Genomic DNA, 20,283 nt, shown 5'->3' on the forward strand with positions numbered 1-20,283 from the left:
GTCATGCCCCCACCCTTGCCGGTGACTCCGCTCCCTCAAGCAGCGCCGCACACACATCGATCAACCGGGCGCGTAGTCGGCCCGCGCGCTGCGAGAACTCGCGTTGACGAGCGACGTACTCGGCCTTGCCCTCGGGTGTCTCGATGGCCACCGCCGGTTCCCCGTAGGAGGAGAAGTCGTACGGGGACGCCTGCATGTCGAGCAGCCGGATGTCCCTCGCCAACTCGAAGCAGTCGAGCGCCAGATCCCCCGGAACCGCAGGGCCCAGCTTGGTTGCCCACTTGTGGCAGTCCATCGAGGCATGCAAGCAGCCCGGCTGGTCAAGCTCTACCTGGCTCTCCCTCGTTGGTTGGAGCCGGTTGAGGCTGACCGCGTCAGGGGTGAAGAACCGGAACGCATCGAAGTGCGTGCAGCGGATCTGGTGAGACTCGACTACCGCGTCAGTTCCCTCTTGCCCAAGTCGCAAGGGGAGCGGATGCCGATGCTCACGTTGGCGATACACCATCGCCCACTCATGCAGGCCGAAGCAGCCAGTGAAGGCTGGTCGTGACGAGATGGCGGACAACAGTCGATGAATAAAGCGCACCGACTCAGCCCGGTCGGCGAGGAACGCTGCGATGTCGAAGCTCACGATCCCGTCCGCGTCCGTGGCATACCAACGCCACTGCTGGTGTGGGGCAGAGCCGTGCGGTCCCGGTTCCAAGGAGATGCCCACGCCGGGGTGCCACCGTCGGAGAACGGAGGGCCGGGTGCCGTAGTAGTCGTACAAGAAGTCATCGATCGCGTGGCGTTCCCTCGTGGCCTTGCGGGCGCGGTGGCCTGCGGTAAGGGAGTCGGCGCGCTTCTCGTGAGCTTCCAAGAGGGGAAGCCAGCTTGCGGCGGGGATGCTGGTCAACTGTACGGACCCTTGTTGTCCGCTTCGTGCATGGCCCACTCGTGCATCCCGAAACAGCCGAGGTGCGCCGGCCGGCCGGCGGTCGCCACCAGCAGCGCCCGGATCCACTCGACCGACTCGGCGCGCCGCGCGCGTACCCCCTCGGTGTCGAGGGTGACCCCGGCGGCGGTGGCGCGGTAGTCCCGGCCGAACTCGGCCGGGTCCGCGTCGCGCAGCGCCACTCCGGCCCCCGGGTGCCACCGGCGCAGCTGGGCCGGGCGGTGCGAGTAGTAGGTGAAGAGGAAGTCCTCCACCGGGTGCTTCCCGCCCCGGCGGCGGCGTGCCAGATGCGGGGCGAGCCAGGCGTCGACCCGCTCCTCGTGCGCCCGGCGCCGGGCCCGCCAGCGCGCCGCGTCGAGCACGGCGGTCGGGGCGAGGGCGGCGGTCACGGAGCCAAGGGTACGACCGCCGCCCCGCCGCCGGTCAGGGCACGTCCACCCGGACCCCGGCGGAGAACACCCCGCTGCGCAGCTCCAACTGCTGCGGCGGCGCCTGCCCGTCGACCGTGAAGACCAGCGGCAGCACCGTCCGGCTGCCGCCCGCCAGCGGCTGGGCGAAGACGTCCCGGCCCTGGTTGGCGGCCCGGGTGGCCTGCTCGTCGGTGCTGACGAAGTTGCCGTCCGGCAGGTACGCCCGTTGCAGGCGGCCGTGCCAGCTCTGCTTCTCCGGGGTGAGGTTGCGCACCCCGACCGTGGCCTGGCACTGCCGCGCGCCGCGGCCCGGCTCGCACGCGACCCGGAAGACGGTGAACTCGAACGCCGACTCGCGCAGCGGCTCGCCGATCGCGCCGTTGGTGCCCCGGCCGATCCACGCGCCGCTGGTCGGCTGGCTGTCGGTGTCGATGGCCGCGACCTCCCGGGTGGCCGTCCAGGCGGCGGTGCCCACCGTGCCGGCCAGCACCGCGGCGGCCACCGGCACGATCAGCCAGACGGACGGCGTGCGGCGGGTCTGCGCCGGCCGGGGCGTGGCGGGCCGCGGGTAGACGGTCCCCCGCCCGCCGGCCGAGAGGGCCGCGGCGACGGGCCGGCGGCGCCGCCGCCACGTCCAGATCCCGCCGAGCGCGAGCACCGCCACCGTGGCCAGCCCGGCCAGCAGCACGGGCGTCCGACGCCACGCCGGCGTCTCCCGGGTCTCCTTCGCCGCCGCCGGCGCGGCCGCGTTCCAGGTCGCCGTCGCGCAGTCGTACGGCCGGCTGCCGTCGCGGGCGAAGGCGCAGGCCGGCGCGGTCAGCGGCCGGTCCGGAGCGGCGGTGGTCAGCGTCGTGCCCAGGGTGGTGGTGCTGCGGGCGGGCAGCTTGAGCTGCCAGGTCACCGCGGTGGCCGACTGGCCGGCGGTGCGGGTGGCCCGGCCGCCGGTGGTGATGGCGGTCGCCGAGGCGCCGGGCGGCAGCTCCTGCCGCACGGTGGTGTCCAGCGGCGTGTTGCCGGCGTTGCGGACCTGGATCCGGTAGCGCGGCGCCGGCGTGCTTTCCGGCGCCACCGCCACCGTGACCGGCGGCTTCGGCAGCGGCGGGGCGGCCCGGGTCGGGGTGGGCACCGCCGGTGGCACCGACGGCATCGCCGGCGCCGGGGTCGGCGCGGCCGCCGCCGGTGGTGGCTGCGCGGCCGCCGCGGGTGGTGCCGCCGTGGGCAGTGCCGGCACGGCGGCGAGGATGCCGAGGCAGTGGACGAACACTGCGAGGGCCCTGTGGTGTCGTGTCGATGCAGGCATACGAACGAACCTCCGGAGCCGACGCTAGGGGCGGGGCGACGCCGGGCGGGTACGAAGTCGCGAAGTCCGCCCCGGGACGCGGGACGTGGCGTAGGGTGCGCGGCCGGGCGGCGCGCCCGGGGTTGCGCGGGCCGGGTCGGTGCCAGGGTGCGACTGCCGGACGGCGCGCCTACGGTGCCTCGGGCCGGGCGGGGCGACGCCGCGCTGCCGCCCGCCGGCCGGGATCCGCCTGGACGGGTCGTGGCCTGGGCCGGGGTGCGAGTCGTCCGGGACTAGATTGGCCTGGTGCGTATCGCTCGTTTTGCTCATGCCAAGGGAATGTCGTTCGGGGTCGTCGAGGGCGAGCCGGAGGCGGGCCCGCAGGGCCTGACCGTCGCCGAGATCGAGGGCCACCCGTTCGGCCAGATCCAGTTCTCCGGCGCCCGCTGGGCGCTCTCCGACGTCCGGCTGCTCTCGCCGATCCTGCCCAGCAAGGTCGTCTGCGTCGGGCGCAACTACGCCGAGCACGCCGCCGAACACGGCACCGAGGTGCCGAAGGAGCCGCTGCTGTTCCTCAAGCCGTCCACGTCGGTGATCGGGCCCCGCGACGCGATCCGGCTGCCGATCTTCTCCAAGCAGGTCGAGCACGAGGCGGAGTTGGCGGTGGTGATCGGCGCGCCGGGCGCCCGGCGCGCCGACCGGGCCGCCGCGGAGCGGGCCATCTTCGGCTACACCTGTGCCAACGACGTCACGGCCCGGGATCTCCAGCGCTCCGACGGCCAGTGGACCCGCGCCAAGGGCTTCGACTCGTTCTGCCCGATCGGGCCGTGGATCACGACCGGGCTCGACGTGCGGGACCTGGAGGTCCGGTGTGAGGTGGGTCGCAATCCCGAGGAGATGGAGGTCCGCCAGCTCGGCCGTACGCGGGACATGGTCTTCGACGTGCCGGCCCTGGTGTCGTACGTCTCGCACGTGATGACGCTGCTCCCCGGCGACGTGGTGCTCACGGGCACGCCGGCGGGGGTTAGCCCGCTCACGGACGGGGATACGGTCACCGTGCGGATCGAGGGGATCGGGGAGCTGACCAATCCGGTGGTGCCCGTCGCCTGATCCGGGTCGAGGCCCGGTTTTCGCAGCTCAGAGGCGGTTCCGGGGGCTCGATTTGGCCTGTCGGCACCGGGAGGGTAAAGTTTGTTCCCGGCGCCGCAAGGGGCCAATGGGGTATGGGGTAATTGGCAGCCCGACTGATTCTGGTTCAGTTAGTCTAGGTTCGAGTCCTGGTACCCCAGCGCAGCCGAGGTTCGAGAGAGCCTCGGGCGCTGGATCTCGGTGGAGAGCAGCTCCGGTTCCCGTCAGGGGGTCGGAGGTTCTCTCTGATAGAGTCCAACAGCGCCGCTCGGGAGAGCGGTGCGGCAAGGAAGTTCTGGCCCCGTCGTCTAGCGGCCCAGGACGCCGCCCTCTCAAGGCGGTAGCGCCGGTTCGAATCCGGTCGGGGCTACAGCATGATCGGCCCGTCTCGCTCTGGTGAGGCGGGCCGTTTCGCATTCCCAGCCCGGTCCGGTGCCACCCGCCCGGCCTCCTGTGGTGCCGGCTCCCTGCGGCGGTCGCGGGTGCCGGTTCCCTGCGGCGATCGCGTGCCGGCGCCTGGCGTCACGGAGGCCCGCGCGCCCGCCCGACCCGGTGCCGGCTCCCTCAGGGGACGCCGCTAGACTACAGCGGCACCGCTCGTGAGGGCGGTGGAAGCAGGGAAAGTCTTGGCCCCGTCGTCTAGCGGCCCAGGACGCCGCCCTCTCAAGGCGGTAGCGCCGGTTCGAATCCGGTCGGGGCTACAACACGAATGGTCCGCCTCGCTCCGGCGAGGCGGACCATTTCGCTGTTCCAGGCCCCCCACCCGCTCCCCAGCCGGTCCGGCTCCCGGCCCCGGCCTCCCGCCCCGGCCTCCGGCTCCCGGCTCCCGCCCCCGGCCCCTGGCGGCCCGCTCGGGCTCTCGGCACCGCCCGGCTCCCGGCGGCCCGCCCGCCTTCCGGATCTGGCCCCGGAAGGCCGCCGGCGGGGTGGGTCAGAGGCCGGAGAGGCGTTGACCGGCCCGGACGACGGCCATGGCGTGGCGTTCGCCGGGGCGGCGGCCGAGGCGCTCGATCGGGCCGGAGACGCTGATCGCGGCGATGACCCGGCCGGTGCGGTCGCGGATCGGCGCTGAGATGCTCGCCACACCGGCCTCCCGCTCGGCGACGCTCTGCGCCCAGCCACGGCGGCGTACCTCGGCGAGGGTGCGGCCGGTGAACTTCGACCGGGGCAGCAGCGGCATCACCGCCTCCGGCGGCTCCCACGCGAGCAGGATCTGGGCCGCCGAGCCGGCCGTCATCGGCAGCACCGAGCCGACCGGCACGGTGTCCCGCAGGCCGCTGGCCCGCTCGGCGGCGGCCACGCAGATCCGCTCGTCGGCGCGGCGCAGGTAGAGCTGCGCGCTCTCGCCGGTGGCGTCGCGCAGGGCGGCCAGCAGCGGCTCCGCCGCCGTCAGGAGCACGTCCGGCGCGGCGTTGGCGAGCTCACCCAGGCGCGGGCCGGGGCGCCAGCGGCCCTGGGTGTCCCGGACGAGCATCCGGTGGATCTCCAGCGCCTGCGCCAGCCGGTGCGCGGTCGCCCGGGGCAGCTTGGTGCGTTCAACGAGTTCGGCCAGGCTGGCGCCGTCGACGCAGGCGGCCAGAATGACCACCGCCTTGTCGAGAACGCCGACACCGCTCATACTGTGTCCCACAAGCCGAAATTTACCTCCCAGAATTTAGGATGTCCAGATGGTGGGAGTCACTACTACCGAGCCGAGGACCCTGGCCGAGAAGGTCTGGGACGCGCACGTCGTACGGTCCGCCGAGGGCGAGCCCGACCTGCTCTTCATCGACCTGCACCTGCTGCACGAGGTGACCAGCCCGCAGGCCTTCGACGGGCTGCGCCTCGCCGGCCGCCGGGTGCGCCGCACCGACCTCACGCTCGCGACAGAGGACCACAACACCCCGACCGGGTACGCCGACCCGTCGTTCCGGGAACGGCGTGGCGACCTGCTCACCATCGCCGACCCCACCTCGCGTACGCAGATCGAGACGCTGCGCCGCAACTGCGCCGAGTTCGGCGTGCGGCTACACCCGCTGGGCGACGCCAACCAGGGCATCGTGCACGTCATCGGCCCGCAGCTCGGCGTCACCCAGCCCGGCATGACCATCGTGTGTGGCGATTCGCACACCGCCACCCACGGCGCGTTCGGGGCGCTCGCGTTCGGCATCGGCACGAGCGAGGTCGAGCACGTGCTGGCCACCCAGACGCTGCCGCAGAGCCGGCCGAAGACCATGGCGGTGAACGTCACGGGGCAGCTCGCCCCCGGGGTCACCGCCAAGGACCTGGTGCTCGCGCTGATCGCCCAGGTCGGCACCGGCGGCGGTCGCGGCCACATCGTCGAGTACCGCGGCGAGGCGATCCGGTCGCTGTCCATGGAGGGGCGGATGACCATCGCCAACATGTCGATCGAGTGGGGCGCCAAGGCCGGCATGATCGCGCCCGACGAGACCACGTTCGCGTACCTGAAGGGGCGGCCGAACGCCCCGCAGGGCGCCGACTGGGACGCGGCGGTCGCCTACTGGCGGAGCCTGCCCACCGACGAGGGCGCGACCTTCGACGCCGAGGTGACCCTCGACGCCGGCGCGGTCACCCCGTTCGTCACCTGGGGCACCAACCCGGGTCAGGGCGCGCCGCTGGGCGCGGCGGTGCCGGACCCGGAGGAGTTCGTCACCGACGCCGAGCGGACCGCCGCGCGCCGCGCCCTGGAGTACATGGACCTGCGCCCCGGAACCCCGCTGCGCGACCTCGCGGTCGACGTGGTCTTCGTCGGCTCCTGCACCAACGGCCGGCTGGAGGACCTCCGGGCCGCCGCCGACGTGCTGCGCGGGCACCGGGTCGCCGACGGGGTGCGGATGCTCGTCGTGCCCGGCTCCGCCGCCGTCCGCGAGGCGGCCGAGGCGGAGGGGCTGGACAAGGTCTTCACCGACGCCGGGGCCGAGTGGCGCTTCGCCGGCTGCTCGATGTGCCTGGGCATGAACCCGGACACGCTCTCCCCGGGCCAGCGCTCCGCGTCCACCTCCAACCGCAACTTCGAGGGCCGCCAGGGCCGGGGCGGACGCACCCACCTGGTCTCCCCGCCGGTCGCCGCCGCCACCGCCGTGGCGGGCCGGCTGGCCGCTCCCGCCGACCTGTAGAAGGGCACACCGCAGATGGAAAGGTTCACCACCCACACCGGCACGGCCGTGCCGCTGCGCCGTTCCAACGTGGACACCGACCAGATCATCCCCGCCGTGTACCTCAAGCGGGTGACCCGGACCGGTTTCGCGGACGGCTTGTTCAGCGCCTGGCGCGAGGACCCCGAATTCGTGCTCAACGATGCGGCGTATTCCGGTTCGTCGATTCTCGTGACCGGTCCGGAGTTCGGCACCGGCTCCTCCCGGGAGCACGCGGTCTGGGCGCTGCGCGACTGGGGCTTCCGTGCCGTGATCTCCCCCCGCTTCGGCGACATCTTCCGGGGCAACGCGCTCAAGGAGGGGTTGCTCCCGGTCGAGTTGGAATTGAAAGCGGTCGAGGAGATCTGGGATCTCGTCGAGGCCGACCCGACCACCCCGGTCACCGTCGACCTGACCGCCCGGCAGGTCCGGGTCGGCGAGGCCACCTGGTCGTTCCCGCTCGACGACTTCAGCCGCTGGCGGCTGCTGGAGGGCTTGGACGACATTGGACTCACCCTCCGGCACGAGGCCGAGATCAGTGCCTTCGAGGCCACCCGGCCGCCGTTCCTGCCCTCGGTCGCATAGCCGTACGCCCGATCCCGCAGCGGTTTCCGCCCCCGCCGGTCTGACCGGTGGGGGCGAATCCGTTACGACACAAGGGCTTTTTTCCACCGAATGTTTGTGTCCCGGCAGCACAGGGCATACCGTGCGCGCAGAATGGCTCGCGTCGAGTCAGTTGCACAATCGGGAGGAAGTCGTGAACAAGGCCGAGCTCATCGAGGCGCTCGCCGTTCGCCTGGGGGACCGGAAGACGGCGACGGCCGCGCTAGACGCGGTCCTCGCTGAGGTCCAGGCGGCGGTCACCAAGGGCGAGAAGGTGGCGATCACCGGATTCGGAGCGTTCGAAAAGCGCGTCCGGGGCGCCCGAACAGCGCGCAACCCGCGGACCGGCGAGGCGGTGAAGGTCAAGAAGACATCCGTCCCGACCTTCCGCCCGGGCGCCGGGTTCAAGGAGATGGTGGCCAGCGGCAAGGTGCCGAAGGCCACGGCGGCGGCGAAGAAGACCGCCACGGCCGCCGCCAAGACCACTGGCGCCAAGGCGACGGGTGCCAAGGCGGCGGGCGCCAAGGCGACCGGCGCCAAGGCCACCACGGCTGCGGCGAAGAAGACCACCGCGGCGAAGACCACCGCGGCGAAGAAGACGACCGCGGCCAAGAAGGCCCCGGCGGCGAAGGCGGCCAAGACGACCGCGGCGAAGAAGACCACGACCGCCAAGGCCGCCCCGGCGAAGAAGACCGCCGCGGCGAAGACGACCGCGGCGAAGACGACCGCGGCGAAGAAGACGACCGCAGCCAAGAAGACGACGGCGGCCAAGAAGGCCCCGGCGAAGAAGGCCCCGGCGAAGAAGGCCGCGGCCAAGCGCTGATGTCCAGCGGTACGAGGGCGTCCACCGGCACGGTGGGCGCCCTCGCCGCGTCCACGCTCCTGTCGACGGGGCGTTGACCGGGGCGGTGCGCCGCACGCAGAATCGCCGCACCCCTTCCGGTCGGCGAAAGGCAGCCCCGTGCGCTACCGCCACCGCACCACCCTCACCCTCGCCCTGGGCGTCGTGCTGCTGGTCGACGTGCTGCGTGTCTTCCTGCCGGCGGTCATCACCATCTTCGGGCAGGCCGCGTCGACCCCGGCCGAGCTGCTGGGAGCGTTCGCGCTCGGCTGGTTCGTGCTCGCACTGGCCGCGCCCGCGCTGGTCCGCAGGGTCGGCGCCCGCCCGGTCACGCTCGTCGCCGCCGTCCTGCTGGTCGCCGCCCGGCTCGCCGTCACCGGCCAACCGGGCGGGCGGCTCCAGCTCTGGCTCGCCGCGGCCGGGCTGCTCGCCGGGCTGGTCTGGCTCGCCGGTGTCGCCGCCGCCACCGACCGGCCGGTGCCCGGCCTGGCGCTCGGGCTGGCCCTCGGGGCGATCCTGCACACCGCGCTGGACACGTACCGCCTGGGCTTCCTCGGGAGCTGGCAGTCGTGGCTCGCCGCCGGCCTGGTCGGCGGACTCTTCCTGGCGGGGCAGGCGCGGCCCGCGCCGCCGGCCGGCCCGGGCGGCGTACGGAGCTGGCTGCTGGCCGGCCCGGCGCTGCTGCTCGCCGGCATGGTGGCGCTCTCCCCGGCGGTCGCCCGGACGGCGACGACGTACCAGTTCGGGCTGCTGCGGTCGCATCCCGGCGACGAGGTGGGGGTCGCCACCGTGCCGCTCCTCGGCCCCGCCCCGATCGCCGTGGCGGTCGGCGGATTCCTGCTCGCCGCGCTGGCGTCACCGCGCCAGGGGGCGTGGCGGTGGCTCGCCCCGGCGGCCCTGGTGGCCGGGGCCGTCCTCTTCGCCCTCGAGCGCGGGGAGCTGCTGCTGCCGGCCGTCCTGCTCGCCGCGGTGGGGCTCGGCGGCTGCCTGGCGTCCGCCGGCGCGGCCGAAGAACGGGACACCCCCGCCGCCGGCTCCACCGAGGAGACCGACGCCGCCGGGCTCGCCGTGGTCGACGGCGGCACCGCCGATCCGGGCCGGGCGGCGGGCCGGCGCGCGTACGCGGCGGTCGCCGGGATGCTGCTCTTCGCCGTCGTGGCGGTGCTCTACTACGCGGCGTACGACCTGGGCCACCCCAACGCCGGGGTGCCCGTGGCCGTGGCGGTGCTGGTCGCCGCGGTCGCCCTGGCCGCCCGGCCCGCGGTGGGGCCGGTGCCGTCGCCGCTGCCGCCGGTGCGGACCGCAGCCGCGGCCACCGCGCTGGCGCTGGTCGCCGCGATCGCCAGCGACGAGCTGCTCTCCGCGAGCAACCGAGACGGGCCGCCCGACACGGTGCGGGTGGCGGCGTACAACGTCCGGATGGGGTTCGGGGCGGACGGCCGCTTCGACCCGGACGCGTTGGCGCGGGCCGTCGCCGGGGCCGACGTCGTGGCGCTCAGCGAGGTGGACCGGGGCTGGCTGCTCAACGGCGGCCACGACACGCTCGACCTGCTGGCGGAGCGGCTGGACATGCCGTACGTCTTCGCGCCGGCCGCCGACCCGCTCTGGGGCGACGCCGTGCTGAGCCGCTGGCCCCTGGACGGAGCCCGGACCCGGCCGCTGCCGGCGGTCGGCGCGCCCACCGGCGCGCAGGCCCTCGGGGTCACGGTCGACCTCGGCGACGGCGTCCGCCTCGCGGTGGTCGCCACCCACCTGCAACCGCCGCCCGGCCAGGGCCCGGTGGTCCAGGCCCGCGCGGTCGCCGACTTCGCCCTCCGGTACGCGGCCGGCCGCCCGCTGGTGGTCGCCGGTGACCTGAACACCGAGCCGGGCGATCCGGCGTTCGCCGAGTTCACCCGGGCCGGGCTGGTCGACGCGCTGGCCGCGGCCCGCCCGCTGCCGACCAGCCCGGCGGACGACCCGCGCCAGCAGATCGACCACGTCTTCGTGACGCCCGACCTGGGGGCCGGCGATCCGGTGGCCCCGCCCGGCACGGCCAGCGACCACCTGCCGGTCGCCGTGACCCTGGCCCTGCCACCGGCCTGACCCGCCGCCGGGGCGCGTCGGCCGGGGCGCGGGCGCCCGCACCGCACCGGCTCGGCCGGCCGGTCAGAGGCGGCCGGATGGGGCGGCCGGTCAGAGGCGGTCGGATGGGGCGGCCGGTCAGAGGCGGTCGGTGGCGAGCAGGCGGTCCCCGGCGAAGGCGAGCAGCCAGCCGCCGCCCTTCGGCGTGGTGAAGTCGCCCGCCCGCCCGCTGAGCCGCTCCAGGGCGGCCGGAATCACCTTGCCCTGGCTGCACACCCCCGCCTGCTCGCCGGAGGCCGCCAGCTCGGCCAGGCGGGCGGCGACGGCCAGTGCGCACTCGTCGGGCTGCTGGCCCGGCCGCGGCTCGTCCAGGTCGCCGCTCACCTCGATCGGCAGGTCGAGCAGCGCCGCCGCCGGGTCGAGGGTCTGCACGCAGCGGCGGGCCGAGGCCGACAGCAGCCGCGCCGGGCGGACCAGCGCCACCAGCGGGGCCAGCGCCTGCGCCTGCGCCCAGCCCCGGGCGTCGAGCGGCCGGCCGCTGTCCGGGCCGGACCAGGTGCCCCGCTTGCCGGCGTGCCCGTGCCGGACGAGCGCGATCGTCCCGGTCACCGCCGGCAGGGCCGCGAACGCGGCCAGCACCTCCGCGTCGTGCGGGTAGCTGACCAGCCGCACGGCCGCGTCGACGTCGAGCCAGCGCACCTCGTCGACCTCCGTGCCCGGCTGGAAGCCGCCGTCGGCCACCGCCCGCATCGACCAGTAGTCGACCAGCTTCGGCCGGCCCTCGCTGCGGTAGCGCACGCTGGGCAGCCGCAGCTGCGGCACCGCCCGGACGTCGGCCTCCTCGGCCACCTCGCGTACGGCGGCGAGCAGGGGGTGCTCGTCCGGCTCCAACTTGCCCTTCGGCAGCGACCAGTCGCCGTAGCGGGGCCGGTGCACCAGGCACACCAGCACCCCGGCGCGCCGCGCGTCCGGGCCCATGACGGTGGGGCCGGCGTCGTCGGCGGGGCGCCACACGACGCCGCCGGCCGCCCGGATCGGCGTCGTCCCGTCGGGGACGTCGGCCGCCCAGCTCCGACCCGGGCCGGCCGCGTCCCGCTCATCCAACATCCGGTCAGCCTATGCGCGCGCCGGTCAGCCCGCCGTGCCACCGACGCGACGCAGCAGCAGTTCCTGCAGGTGCACCAGCGGCTCCTCGGCCGTGCCGGTACGCCGGCTCCAGGTGCCGTCCGCCGCCAGCTCGAACGCCTCCACGTCCGGGCTCATCGCGGCGGCCATGACGTGGTCCAGCTCGGCCCGGGCGACCGGGTCGCTGACCTGCACCAGCGCCTCGACGCGGCGGTCCAGGTTGCGGTGCATCAGGTCGGCCGAGCCCATCCAGAACTCGGCGTCGCCGTTGTTGCCGAACCGGAAGATCCGGGAGTGCTCCAGGAACCGGCCCAGGATGGAGCGGACCCGGATGTTCTCCGACAGGCCCGGCACCCCCGGCCGCAGCGTGCACATGCCCCGGATGACCAGGTCGACGTGCACGCCGGCCCGGGAGGCCCGGTAGAGGGCGTCGGTGATCTCCTCGTCGACCAGCGAGTTCACCTTGATCTGCACGAGCCCGGGCATGCCGAGCCGCACGTGCGAGATCTCCCGCTCGACGCGCTCGATCAGCCCGCTGCGGATGCCCTGCGGGGCGACCAGCAGCCGCCGGTACGCGGTCTGCCGGCTGTAGCCGGTGAGGACGTTGAACAGGTCGGTCAGGTCGGCGCCGATCTCCGGGTCGGCGGTGAGCATGCCGAAGTCCTCGTAGAGCCGGGCGGTCTTCGGGTGGTAGTTGCCGGTGCCGATGTGGCAGTAGCGGCGGATCTGGTTGCCCTCCTGGCGTACCACCAGGGCGGTCTTGCAGTGCGTCTTCAGGCCCACCAGGCCGTAGACGACGTGGCAGCCGGCCCGCTCCAGGGTGCGCGCCCAGCCGATGTTGGCCACCTCGTCGAAGCGCGCCTTCAGCTCGACCAGCACCACCACCTGCTTGCCGGCGGCCGCCGCGTCGACCAGCGCGTCGACGATCGGCGAGTCGCCGCTGGTGCGGTAGAGGGTCTGCTTGATGGCCAGCACGTCGGGGTCGGCAGCGGCCTGCTCGATGAAGCGCTGCACGCTGGTGGCGAACGAGTGGTACGGGTGGTGCACCAGGATGTCGCCGTCGCGCAGGGTGGCGAAGACGCTGCGCGGCACCTCGCCCTCGGTGAGCCGGGGATGGGTGGCCGGCACGAACGGGGGGTCCTTCAGGTCCGGCCGGTCGGCCTCGTTGTAGAGCTGCCACAGTGCGGAGAGGTCCAGCAGGCCGGGCACCCGCAGCACCTCCTGGTCGTGCATGTCCAGTTCGCGGACGAGCAGCTCCAGCATGTGGTCGGAGATCGAGGCGTCCACCTCCAGCCGGACGGGCGGGCCGAACCGGCGCCGGGCCAGCTCCCGTTCCAGGGCCTGGAGCAGGTCCTCGTCGCGGTCCTCGTCGACCTCCACCTCGGCGTTGCGGGTGACCCGGAACAGGTGGCACTCGACCACCTGCATGCCGGAGAAGAGCTGCCCCAGGTGCACCGAGATCAGGTCCTCCACCGGCAGCATCCGCACGCCCGGCAGGTCCCGGTGCACCCGGACGAAGCGGGGCACGTTGTTCGGCACCTTCACCCGGGCGAACAGCTCGGAGCCGCCGTCCGGGTCGCGCACCGTCACGGCCAGGTTGAGCGACCGCCCCGAGATGTACGGGAACGGGTGCGCCGGGTCGACCGCCAGCGGGGTCAGCACCGGGAAGATCTGCTCCCGGAAGTACGCGCGCAGCCGCTCCCGTTCGGGGTCGTCGAGGTCCGCCCAGCGCAGGATGCGGATGTCCTCGGCGGCCAGCTTCGGCAGGACGTCGTCGGTGAAGCAGGCCGAGTGCCGGGTGACCAGTGTGGCGGCCTTCTCGGCGACCAGCTCCAGCTGGGTGCGCAGCGGCATCCGGTCGCCGCCGCGCACGGGCAGGCCGGCCTGGAGCCGCCGCTTCAGTCCGGCCACCCGCACCATGTAGAACTCGTCCAGGTTGCTGGCGAAGATGGCCAGGAACTTGGCCCGCTCCAGCAGCGGCGTGCGCGGGTCCTCGGCGAGCGCCAGCACCCGGGCGTTGAAGTCGAGCCAGGAGAGCTCCCGGTTGAGGAAGCGGTCCTCGGGCAGCGGCGCCACGGCGGGCGGCTCGTCGTCGGCGCCGGGGGCCGCCGGGGCGGCGGGGGACGGCCCGGTGACCGGGTCCAGCACCTCCTCCAGGCCGGCGGAGGCGGTCGCCGCGTCCGGGCCGGCGTCGTCCGTCCGGGCGGTCTCGGCCGACCCGGTGGGGCGGAAGCGGCCGTCGGCGCCCCGGGAGCGGGTGCCGTTGCGGGCTGCGGCCGGCTCGGCGGCGGAGGGCGGTCGGTTGGCGGGCTCGCGAGGGGTGCTCACCCGCCCATAATCACCCGGTCCGGGTTAACGCAAAATGAACTTCGACCAGTCGCTCAGGCCATCGTCGGCAACGTCACCCGGACGACCTCGCCGGCGGCGTCGGTCTCGACGCGCAGCCGCTGGCCGAGGCGGAGCAGCCGCAGGCCGGAGGCGTCGAACGCCCGGGCCGGGAAGGCCAGCTCGGTGCCGTCGTCGAGGAGCAGCATCCCGCTGCGGGTCGCCGCGTCGTAGGTGGCCACCGTGCCCTGCATGTCCCGCACGCTACACCGCCCGCACCCCGCAGCCCCGCCCGCACACCGCCGTACCACGCGGCCGGCGCGGGTCGGCGGGGCAGCCGGCGGCGGCGAGCGCGGCGGTCTCCGGCCCCAGCCCGAGCCGGGCCGCCGCGGCCAGGTCGTCGGCGGTGTCCACGTCGCGGCGCAGGCTCGGCCAGTCCCCGGTCAGGGCCAGCGCCCCGCTCGCCGCGTGCGCGGCGGCCGAGCCGCCGCCGAACCGGGGATCCAGGGGCACGCCCGGCGGCGCGGCCAGCAGCACGGTGCCGTCGCCGGGGGCGTCGGGCACGTACCGGCGTACGCCCGCCGGGCCGGCCTGTGCCGCGTGCAACGCCGCCGCCAGCTCGGCCGGGCGCAGCGCGGGCAGGTCGGCGGTGAGCCCGGCCACCCAGCCTCCGCCGACGGCCGACGCGCCGTGCCGGAAGGCCGCGTTCAGGCCGGCGTCCGGGGCGTCCGGCAGCGGGCGGGCGCCCGCCCGGCGGGCCGCCGCGGCCACCCGGGCGTCGTCGGTGACCACCAGCACCCCGGCCACCGCGGGGCAGGCCCGCACCGCGGCGACCGTGTCGGCCGCCAGGGCCAGCGCCAGCGCCTCGTGCGGTACGGCCGGCAGCGCCCCCCGCAGCCGGCTCTTCGCGGCGGCGAGGCGCTTCACCGGCACCACGACAGTCCACCTCGGCTGACTCACACCCGCCATCCTGCCAGCCGGACGGCGGTACCCTCTCTGGCCGGACCCGGGGCGAGCAGGCATGATTTCCGCTGCGGGCGTCACCGGGTGCGGACCGGTGCGGGTCGGGGCGGCACGAGGAGGCGCGGTGACACGGCGGAGGCTGGGGTTCTGGCAATGGTTCGCCGTGGTGCTGGTCAAGCCGGTCATGACGGTCTGGACCCGGCGCACCTGGCGCGGCATGGAGCACCTCCGCGGCGACGGTGGCGTGATCATCGTGCCGAACCACATCTCGCACGCCGACCCCCTGGTCGCGGCGCACTTCGTCTACGACTCCGGCCGCTGGCCGCGCTTCCTCGGCAAGGCCAGCGTGTTCCGGGTCCCGGTGGTCGGCTGGATCCTGCACCGGTGCCGGCAGATCCCGGTCGAGCGGGGCACCGTGGACGCGGTGAAGTCGCTGGACGCCCTGGTCGCCGCGCTCGACGAGGGCGGCGCCGTGGTGATCTACCCGGAGGGCACCACCACCCGCGAGCCCGACCTGTGGCCGATGAAGGGCAAGACCGGCGCGGCCCGGCTCGCGCTCGCCACCGGCGCGCCGGTGATCCCGGTCGCCATGTGGGGCCCGGAGCGGATCTTCGACCCGCGCCGGGCCCGGCTCAACCCGCGGCCCCGGATCCCGGTGACCGTGGTCGCCGGCCCGCCCGTCGACCTGAGCCGGTGGACCGAAGCCACCCCGACGAAGGCCGTCCTCGAGGAGATGACCGACACCATCATGCTGCGGCTGCGTGACATGCTCGCGGAGGTTCGGGGCGGCACGCCGCCGCCCCTGTGGGAACGACCGGGCCGCCCCGGTGGCGAGCGCCGGCCGGGAGCGGCGGCATGAGCGAGCGGAGCGAGCGAACCATCAGGCACCGCAGCGTGGCGCCTCGCGCCGCCGCCGAGCGGAGCGAGGTGGCGGCGTGAGCGGGCACGTCGCGGTGCTGGGGGCCGGCTCGTGGGGGACGGCCTTCGCCAAGATCCTCGCCGACGCCGGCCGGGACGTCACCATCTGGGCGCGCCGCCGGCCGGTCGCCGACACGATCCGCGCCGAGCGGCGCAACCCGGAGTACCTGCCGGACGTGCTCCTGCCGTCCCGGGTCACGGCGACCGGGGACGCCGCCGAGGCGATCACCGGGGCCGAGCTGGTGGTGCTGGCCGTGCCGTCGCAGACGCTGCGCGGCAACCTCGCCGAGTGGAGCGGGTACCTGCACCCGGACGCCACCCTGGTCTCGCTGATGAAGGGCATCGAGCTCGGCACCACCAGGCGGATGAGCGAGGTGATCGTGGAGACCGCCGGGGTGGCGGCGGACCGCGTGGTGGTGGTCTCCGGGCCCAACCTGGCCCCCGAGATCGCCGCCGAGCAGCCGGCCGCCACCGTGGTCGCCTGCACCGACCCGGACCGGGCCACGCTGGTGCAGCGGTCGATCACCACGTCCTACTTCCGCCCCTACACCAACGACGACGTGATCGGCTGCGAGCTGGGCGGCGCGGTGAAGAACGTGATCGCGCTGGCGTACGGCATCGCCGTCGCGATGGGCTTCGGCGACAACACCCGGGCCATGCTGGTCACCCGGGGGCTGGCCGAGACCGCCCGGCTCGGGGTGGCCCTGGGTGCCGACCCGCTCACCTTCGCCGGCCTGGCCGGGATGGGGGACCTGGTCGCCTCCTGCTCCTCGCCGATGGCCCGCAACCGCATGTTCGGCGAGCACCTGGGCCGGGGCGCGACCCTGGAGGAGGCCCGCGTCGCCACCCGGCAGACCGCCGAGGGGGTCAAGAGCGCCCTCGCCATCCGCGACCTGGCCCGGGCGCACGCGGTGGAGATGCCGATCACCGAGCAGGTGGAGCTGGTCTGCCACGAGGGCGTCGACCCGCGCCTCGCCGTCGACGCCCTGATGAGCCGGACGACGAAACCGGAGTGAGCCCTTGACCGCACCGCACGACGGCACCCGATGCGTCCGCGCCGGCCTGCCCGAGCCGGCCCCCGGCCAGCCGTTCCTGCCGGGGCCGGTCCTCGCCGCGCCGTACCACCTCGACCCGTGGGCGGGGCCGGCGGCGGCACCGAACGGCTACGGCCGGCCGGACAACCCCACCCGGCGGCTGTTGGAGGCGGCCATCGGGGAGCTGGAGGGGGGCGACTGCCGGGTCTTCGCCAGCGGGCAGGCCGCGATCACCGGGCTGCTGCTGACGGTGCTGAAGCCGGGGGACACCGTGGTGCTCCCGTCGGACGGCTACTTCTCCGTCCGGGCCTTCGCCCGGGACACGCTGGAGGGGATCGGGGTGCGGGTGCTCCTCGCCCCGACCGCCGGCCCCCACCCGGACCTCGACGGCGTACGCCTGGTGCTGCTGGAGACCCCGGCCAACCCCGGCCTGGACGTCGCCGACGTGCCGGCGCTGGCCGCCCGCGCGCACGCCGCCGGCGCCCTGGTCGCGGTCGACAACACCACCGCCACGCCGCTCGGGCAGCGCCCGCTCGACCTCGGCGCCGACCTCGTGGTGGCCTCCGGCACCAAGGCGCTCACCGGGCACTCGGACCTGCTGCTCGGCTACGTCGCCACCCGCTCGGCCGAACTGCTGGACGCGGTGACCGCCTGGCGGAACGTCACCGGCGCGGTGCCCGGCGCGTTCGACGCCTGGCTCGCGCACCGGTCGCTGGCCACCCTCGACCTGCGGCTGGCCCGGCAGACGGCGAACGCCGAGGCGCTCGCCGGGCTGCTCGTCGGGCGGTCCGACGTGACCGGGCTGCGCTGGCCCGGGCTGCCCGGCGACCCGGCCCACCCGGTGGCGTCGGTCCAGATGCGACGGATCCCCGGCGTGCTCTCCTTCGACCTCGGCGACGCCGCGCGGGTGGCCCGGTTCCTCGACGCGGCCCGGCTGGTCGCCGCGGCCACCTCCTTCGGCGGCCTGCACACCACCGCCGACCGCCGGGCCCAGTGGGGCGACGACACCCCGCCCGGCTTCGTCCGGCTCTCCTGCGGCGTGGAGGACGCCGTCGACCTGGTCGCCGACGTGGCCGCCGCGCTCGATGCCAGCCGCTGAGCGCTCGGGGCACCGGCCGCTGAGCGCTCGGGCGCGGGCCGTTGCGCACCCGGTGTGTTGTGTGCCGGCCGTTGGGCTATCTTGACCGTGGCCCCGAGCGGGGCCGTCCGCGGCCCGCGCCGGGCCTGACCGGAGGAGGTGAGTCCGATCCACCCGACAGGCAGGACCGACGCTCCCCTCCGACGCCACGCCGGCTGACCCGGCGGCCGGGAGCGTCGACGAGCGCTCCCGGAGGTCCACCATGACCGTTTCCTTCCGCCCCGACCGACCCGCCCTCGTGCACCGGCTGCGCGCCGCCGGCTGCGTCTACGCCGAGGACGAGGCGGACCTGCTGATCGCCGCCGCCGACTCGCCGCAGGCGCTTTCCGACCTGGCCGACCGCCGGGTCGCGGGGCTCCCGCTGGAGCACCTGCTCGGCTGGGCCGAGTTCTGCGGCGAGCGGGTCGCCGTCGACCCCGGGGTGTTCGTGCCGCGCGCGCGTACCGCCCTGCTGGTCGACGCCGCCGTCGCGGTGACCGGCCCGGCGGCGGCCGTGGTGGACCTGTGCTGCGGCTCCGGCGCCGCCGCCGTCGCGCTGGCCCGCCGGCTCGCGCCGCGTTGGCTGGCCGCCGCCGACGTCGACCCCGCCGCCGTGGCCTGCGCCCGGCGCAACCTGGCGCCGTTGGGGGTGCCGGTCTTCCACGGCGACCTGTACGAGCCGCTGCCGGTGCGCTGGCGGGGGAGCCTGGACCTGGTGGTGGCCAACGCCCCGTACGTGCCGACGGCGGCGGTGGCGCTGATGCCGCCGGAGGCCCGGCTGCACGAGGCGCAGGTGGCCCTGGACGGCGGGTCGGACGGGCTGGCGGTGCTGCGCCGGGTCGCCGCGGGCGCGGCGCGCTGGCTGGCCCCGGGCGGGCACCTGGTGGTGGAGACGAGCGAGGCGCAGGCGGACGCGCTCTGCGCGGCGCTGACCGCCGCCGGCCTGCACCCCACGGTGACCCGCGACGACGACCGGGACGCCACCGCCGTCACCGCCCGCCGTCCCGCCTGACCGGGCTCCGCGTCTCCGGCGGCCGGCCGGCCGGCGCTGCCCGCCGGCCGCCTGCGGGCCGCCCGCTCGCGGCGCGCGACAGGTGGCGGCGCGCGGCAGCTCCCGCCCTGACCCGCCCGTCGACGGCCCCACCGGCTCCCAACGGCGAGACCGTCGACGGCGCGGGGGCGCCGGCATCGCGTGCGGGCAAGCGGCGCCGGCGCCGAGGGTGGGGTCAGCGGCGGGGCGGCGCCCCGGCGAAGACGGACCAGGCGGCGGGCGGGAAGATCAGCGCCGGGCCGGACGGGTCCTTGGAGTCGCGGACGGCGACGGTTCCCGGAAGCATCGCCATCTCCACGCACGCCCCCTCGTCGCCGCTGTGGCTGCTCTTGCGCCACCGGGCCGCGGTGAGCGTCGCGCTGGTCGTCGGTGTCATCGTCCTACCGTCCCTTCAGGAGTTGGAGGAGCTGGTCTCGGCTGGCCGACGGGCTGAGCGCGACGGTCCGCAGGTGCTCCATGATCTTGGTGCAGGTACGCAGGTCGCCCGGCCGGTCCAGGACCATCTGCCCGGCCACGGTCTCCACCGAGGCGATGATCGGGTCCTCCGGGTCGGCGAACTCCAGGATGTGCAGCGAGCCCCGGGTGCCCCGGTGGTAGCCGGCGGCGAGGGGGATCACCTGCACCGTGATGTTGGGCAGTTCGCCCATCTTCAGCAGGTGGTGCAGCTGGCTCTCCATCACCGACCGGTCGCCGACCGGCCGCAGCAGCGCGCCCTCGTCGATGATGGCGTCCAGGATCGGCGGCTTGTCGCTGGTGAGCCGCTGCTGCCGGTCGAGCCGGACCTGGACCCGCTGCTCGACCTCGTCGTCGCCGAGGGTGTGCGGGCCGCCCCGCATGACGCCCCGGATGTAGTCGGCGGTCTGCAACAGCCCCGGCACCACGGACGGCTCGAAGTTGGCGATCCCGGTCGCCTCGGCCTCCAGCGCGATGAAGTCGATGGTGCGCCGGTCCAGCAGGTACGAGTACGACACCCACCAGCCGGGTTTGCGGGCGTCCTTGGCCAGCTGGACGGCCGCCGCCACCTCGTCCGCGCCGACCCCGTAGAGGGTGAGCAGGGCGCGCACGGTGGCCGGGCTGACCAGCGTCTGCGCGTTCTCGTAGCGGGACAGGGTGCTGCGGGTGCTGCTGATCTCGTCCGCCGCCGCCTCCAGCGTGAGGCCGGCGGCTTCCCGGTGGGTGCGCAGCGCGATGCCCAGGCGCCGGGCGCGGGCGGTCTTGGGAGCCATGCATCGATCGTCGCACATCTTGCCGGGAAGGTGTAGATGAGAGAACGTCGATGAGAGTTGCATTCACGGCTGTGCACATGTCAATCTGTCATCGCGTCCTCACCGCCGGTTGTCGTGGCGACGGTGGTGGT

The 20,283-nt window shown here is 75.0% G+C and carries 18 protein-coding genes, 3 tRNA genes and 1 pseudogene; 12 read left to right on the top strand and 10 right to left on the bottom strand.

Annotation, left to right across the window (positions count from 1 at the left end):
* Position 1: 1 nt before the first annotated feature.
* The 3 genes and pseudogenes from ACGFZ2_RS08835 to ACGFZ2_RS08845 all read right to left on the bottom strand — a co-directional run bounded on the left by ACGFZ2_RS08835 (position 2) and on the right by ACGFZ2_RS08845 (position 2,644).
* Positions 2-934 (bottom strand): 3-methyladenine DNA glycosylase, encoded by a 933-nt coding sequence (locus ACGFZ2_RS08835; RefSeq protein WP_393451592.1) that lies wholly within the window; start codon positions 932-934, stop codon positions 2-4.
* Positions 925-1,323: pseudogene (locus tag ACGFZ2_RS08840) on the bottom strand (3-methyladenine DNA glycosylase); the annotation flags it as partial. The pseudogene ACGFZ2_RS08840 and the gene ACGFZ2_RS08835, both read right to left, overlap by 10 nt.
* A gap of 34 nt (positions 1,324-1,357) precedes the next feature.
* A complete protein-coding gene (locus tag ACGFZ2_RS08845; RefSeq protein WP_393451595.1) occupies positions 1,358-2,644 on the bottom strand; it encodes a hypothetical protein in 1,287 nt (428 codons plus the stop codon).
* 285 nt (positions 2,645-2,929) lie between these two features.
* On the opposite strand from ACGFZ2_RS08845, the gene ACGFZ2_RS08850 reads away from it, so the two are divergent.
* The 4 genes from ACGFZ2_RS08850 to ACGFZ2_RS08865 all read left to right on the top strand — a co-directional run bounded on the left by ACGFZ2_RS08850 (position 2,930) and on the right by ACGFZ2_RS08865 (position 4,452).
* Positions 2,930-3,733: a fumarylacetoacetate hydrolase family protein gene (locus tag ACGFZ2_RS08850; RefSeq protein ID WP_393266832.1), complete on the top strand. Its 804-nt coding sequence runs from the start codon at positions 2,930-2,932 to the stop codon at positions 3,731-3,733.
* 107 nt (positions 3,734-3,840) lie between these two features.
* A tRNA-Gln gene (locus ACGFZ2_RS08855) sits at positions 3,841-3,912 on the top strand.
* Between the two features lie 136 nt (positions 3,913-4,048).
* Positions 4,049-4,121: transfer RNA gene (locus tag ACGFZ2_RS08860), tRNA-Glu, on the top strand.
* A gap of 258 nt (positions 4,122-4,379) precedes the next feature.
* A tRNA-Glu gene (locus ACGFZ2_RS08865) sits at positions 4,380-4,452 on the top strand.
* 230 nt (positions 4,453-4,682) lie between these two features.
* Here ACGFZ2_RS08865 and ACGFZ2_RS08870 read toward each other — a convergent pair.
* Positions 4,683-5,369 carry an IclR family transcriptional regulator gene (locus ACGFZ2_RS08870; RefSeq protein WP_350684716.1) on the bottom strand — a complete coding sequence of 229 codons (687 nt, stop codon included), beginning with the start codon at positions 5,367-5,369 and terminating at the stop codon, positions 4,683-4,685.
* A 49-nt stretch (positions 5,370-5,418) separates the two neighbouring features.
* Here ACGFZ2_RS08870 and leuC point away from each other — a divergent pair, with 49 nt between their 5' ends.
* From leuC to ACGFZ2_RS08890, 4 genes are all read left to right on the top strand, one after another.
* The gene (gene leuC / locus ACGFZ2_RS08875; RefSeq protein WP_393266829.1) at positions 5,419-6,867 is read left to right on the top strand and encodes a 3-isopropylmalate dehydratase large subunit; all 1,449 of its coding nucleotides are present in this window, start codon (positions 5,419-5,421) and stop codon (positions 6,865-6,867) included.
* A 15-nt stretch (positions 6,868-6,882) separates the two neighbouring features.
* Positions 6,883-7,470, top strand: a complete 588-nt coding sequence (gene leuD / locus ACGFZ2_RS08880; RefSeq protein WP_393266827.1) for a 3-isopropylmalate dehydratase small subunit — start codon at positions 6,883-6,885, stop codon at positions 7,468-7,470.
* Between the two features lie 172 nt (positions 7,471-7,642).
* Positions 7,643-8,311: an HU family DNA-binding protein gene (locus tag ACGFZ2_RS08885; RefSeq protein WP_393451598.1), complete on the top strand. Its 669-nt coding sequence runs from the start codon at positions 7,643-7,645 to the stop codon at positions 8,309-8,311.
* 138 nt (positions 8,312-8,449) lie between these two features.
* Complete coding sequence (locus ACGFZ2_RS08890; RefSeq protein WP_393451601.1) at positions 8,450-10,414, top strand: endonuclease/exonuclease/phosphatase family protein; 1,965 nt, start codon at positions 8,450-8,452, stop codon at positions 10,412-10,414.
* Between the two features lie 117 nt (positions 10,415-10,531).
* Here the strand turns inward: ACGFZ2_RS08890 and ACGFZ2_RS08895 are convergent, their stop codons facing one another.
* From ACGFZ2_RS08895 to cofC, 4 genes are read right to left on the bottom strand one after another with little or no spacing between them, the layout of a single operon-like run.
* Entirely contained in the window at positions 10,532-11,500 is a 969-nt protein-coding gene (locus ACGFZ2_RS08895) for an NUDIX domain-containing protein (protein ID WP_393451604.1), read from the bottom strand.
* Positions 11,501-11,524: 24 nt separating this feature from the next.
* Complete coding sequence (locus tag ACGFZ2_RS08900; RefSeq protein WP_393451607.1) at positions 11,525-13,846, bottom strand: RNA degradosome polyphosphate kinase; 2,322 nt, start codon at positions 13,844-13,846, stop codon at positions 11,525-11,527.
* Between the two features lie 53 nt (positions 13,847-13,899).
* Positions 13,900-14,097, bottom strand: coding sequence for a cold-shock protein (locus ACGFZ2_RS08905; protein ID WP_350684722.1), 198 nt, complete (start codon positions 14,095-14,097; stop codon positions 13,900-13,902).
* Positions 14,098-14,107: 10 nt separating this feature from the next.
* Positions 14,108-14,803 carry a 2-phospho-L-lactate guanylyltransferase gene (gene cofC, locus ACGFZ2_RS08910; RefSeq protein ID WP_393451610.1) on the bottom strand — a complete coding sequence of 232 codons (696 nt, stop codon included), beginning with the start codon at positions 14,801-14,803 and terminating at the stop codon, positions 14,108-14,110.
* Between the two features lie 127 nt (positions 14,804-14,930).
* Between cofC and ACGFZ2_RS08915 the strand changes: the two genes are divergently transcribed.
* The 4 genes from ACGFZ2_RS08915 (at position 14,931) to ACGFZ2_RS08930 (ending at position 18,887) form a co-directional block, all read left to right on the top strand.
* Complete coding sequence (locus tag ACGFZ2_RS08915; RefSeq protein WP_393451613.1) at positions 14,931-15,665, top strand: lysophospholipid acyltransferase family protein; 735 nt, start codon at positions 14,931-14,933, stop codon at positions 15,663-15,665.
* Positions 15,666-15,741: 76 nt separating this feature from the next.
* Positions 15,742-16,740 carry an NAD(P)H-dependent glycerol-3-phosphate dehydrogenase gene (locus ACGFZ2_RS08920; protein WP_393451616.1) on the top strand — a complete coding sequence of 333 codons (999 nt, stop codon included), beginning with the start codon at positions 15,742-15,744 and terminating at the stop codon, positions 16,738-16,740.
* 4 nt (positions 16,741-16,744) lie between these two features.
* Complete coding sequence (locus ACGFZ2_RS08925) at positions 16,745-17,857, top strand: cystathionine gamma-lyase (RefSeq protein WP_393451619.1); 1,113 nt, start codon at positions 16,745-16,747, stop codon at positions 17,855-17,857.
* A 241-nt stretch (positions 17,858-18,098) separates the two neighbouring features.
* Positions 18,099-18,887 (top strand): putative protein N(5)-glutamine methyltransferase, encoded by a 789-nt coding sequence (locus tag ACGFZ2_RS08930; protein ID WP_393266809.1) that lies wholly within the window; start codon positions 18,099-18,101, stop codon positions 18,885-18,887.
* A 214-nt stretch (positions 18,888-19,101) separates the two neighbouring features.
* On the opposite strand, the gene ACGFZ2_RS08935 is transcribed toward ACGFZ2_RS08930, so the two are convergent.
* Both ACGFZ2_RS08935 and ACGFZ2_RS08940 read right to left on the bottom strand, forming a co-directional pair.
* Complete coding sequence (locus ACGFZ2_RS08935) at positions 19,102-19,302, bottom strand: DUF397 domain-containing protein (protein WP_393451622.1); 201 nt, start codon at positions 19,300-19,302, stop codon at positions 19,102-19,104.
* 4 nt (positions 19,303-19,306) lie between these two features.
* Positions 19,307-20,152, bottom strand: a complete 846-nt coding sequence (locus tag ACGFZ2_RS08940; RefSeq protein WP_393451625.1) for a helix-turn-helix domain-containing protein — start codon at positions 20,150-20,152, stop codon at positions 19,307-19,309.
* Between the last annotated feature and the right edge of the window lie 131 nt (positions 20,153-20,283).

Origin of the sequence: Micromonospora sp. NPDC048063, assembly GCF_043202855.1 — a bacterium.
Classification (GTDB): domain Bacteria; phylum Actinomycetota; class Actinomycetes; order Mycobacteriales; family Micromonosporaceae; genus Micromonospora.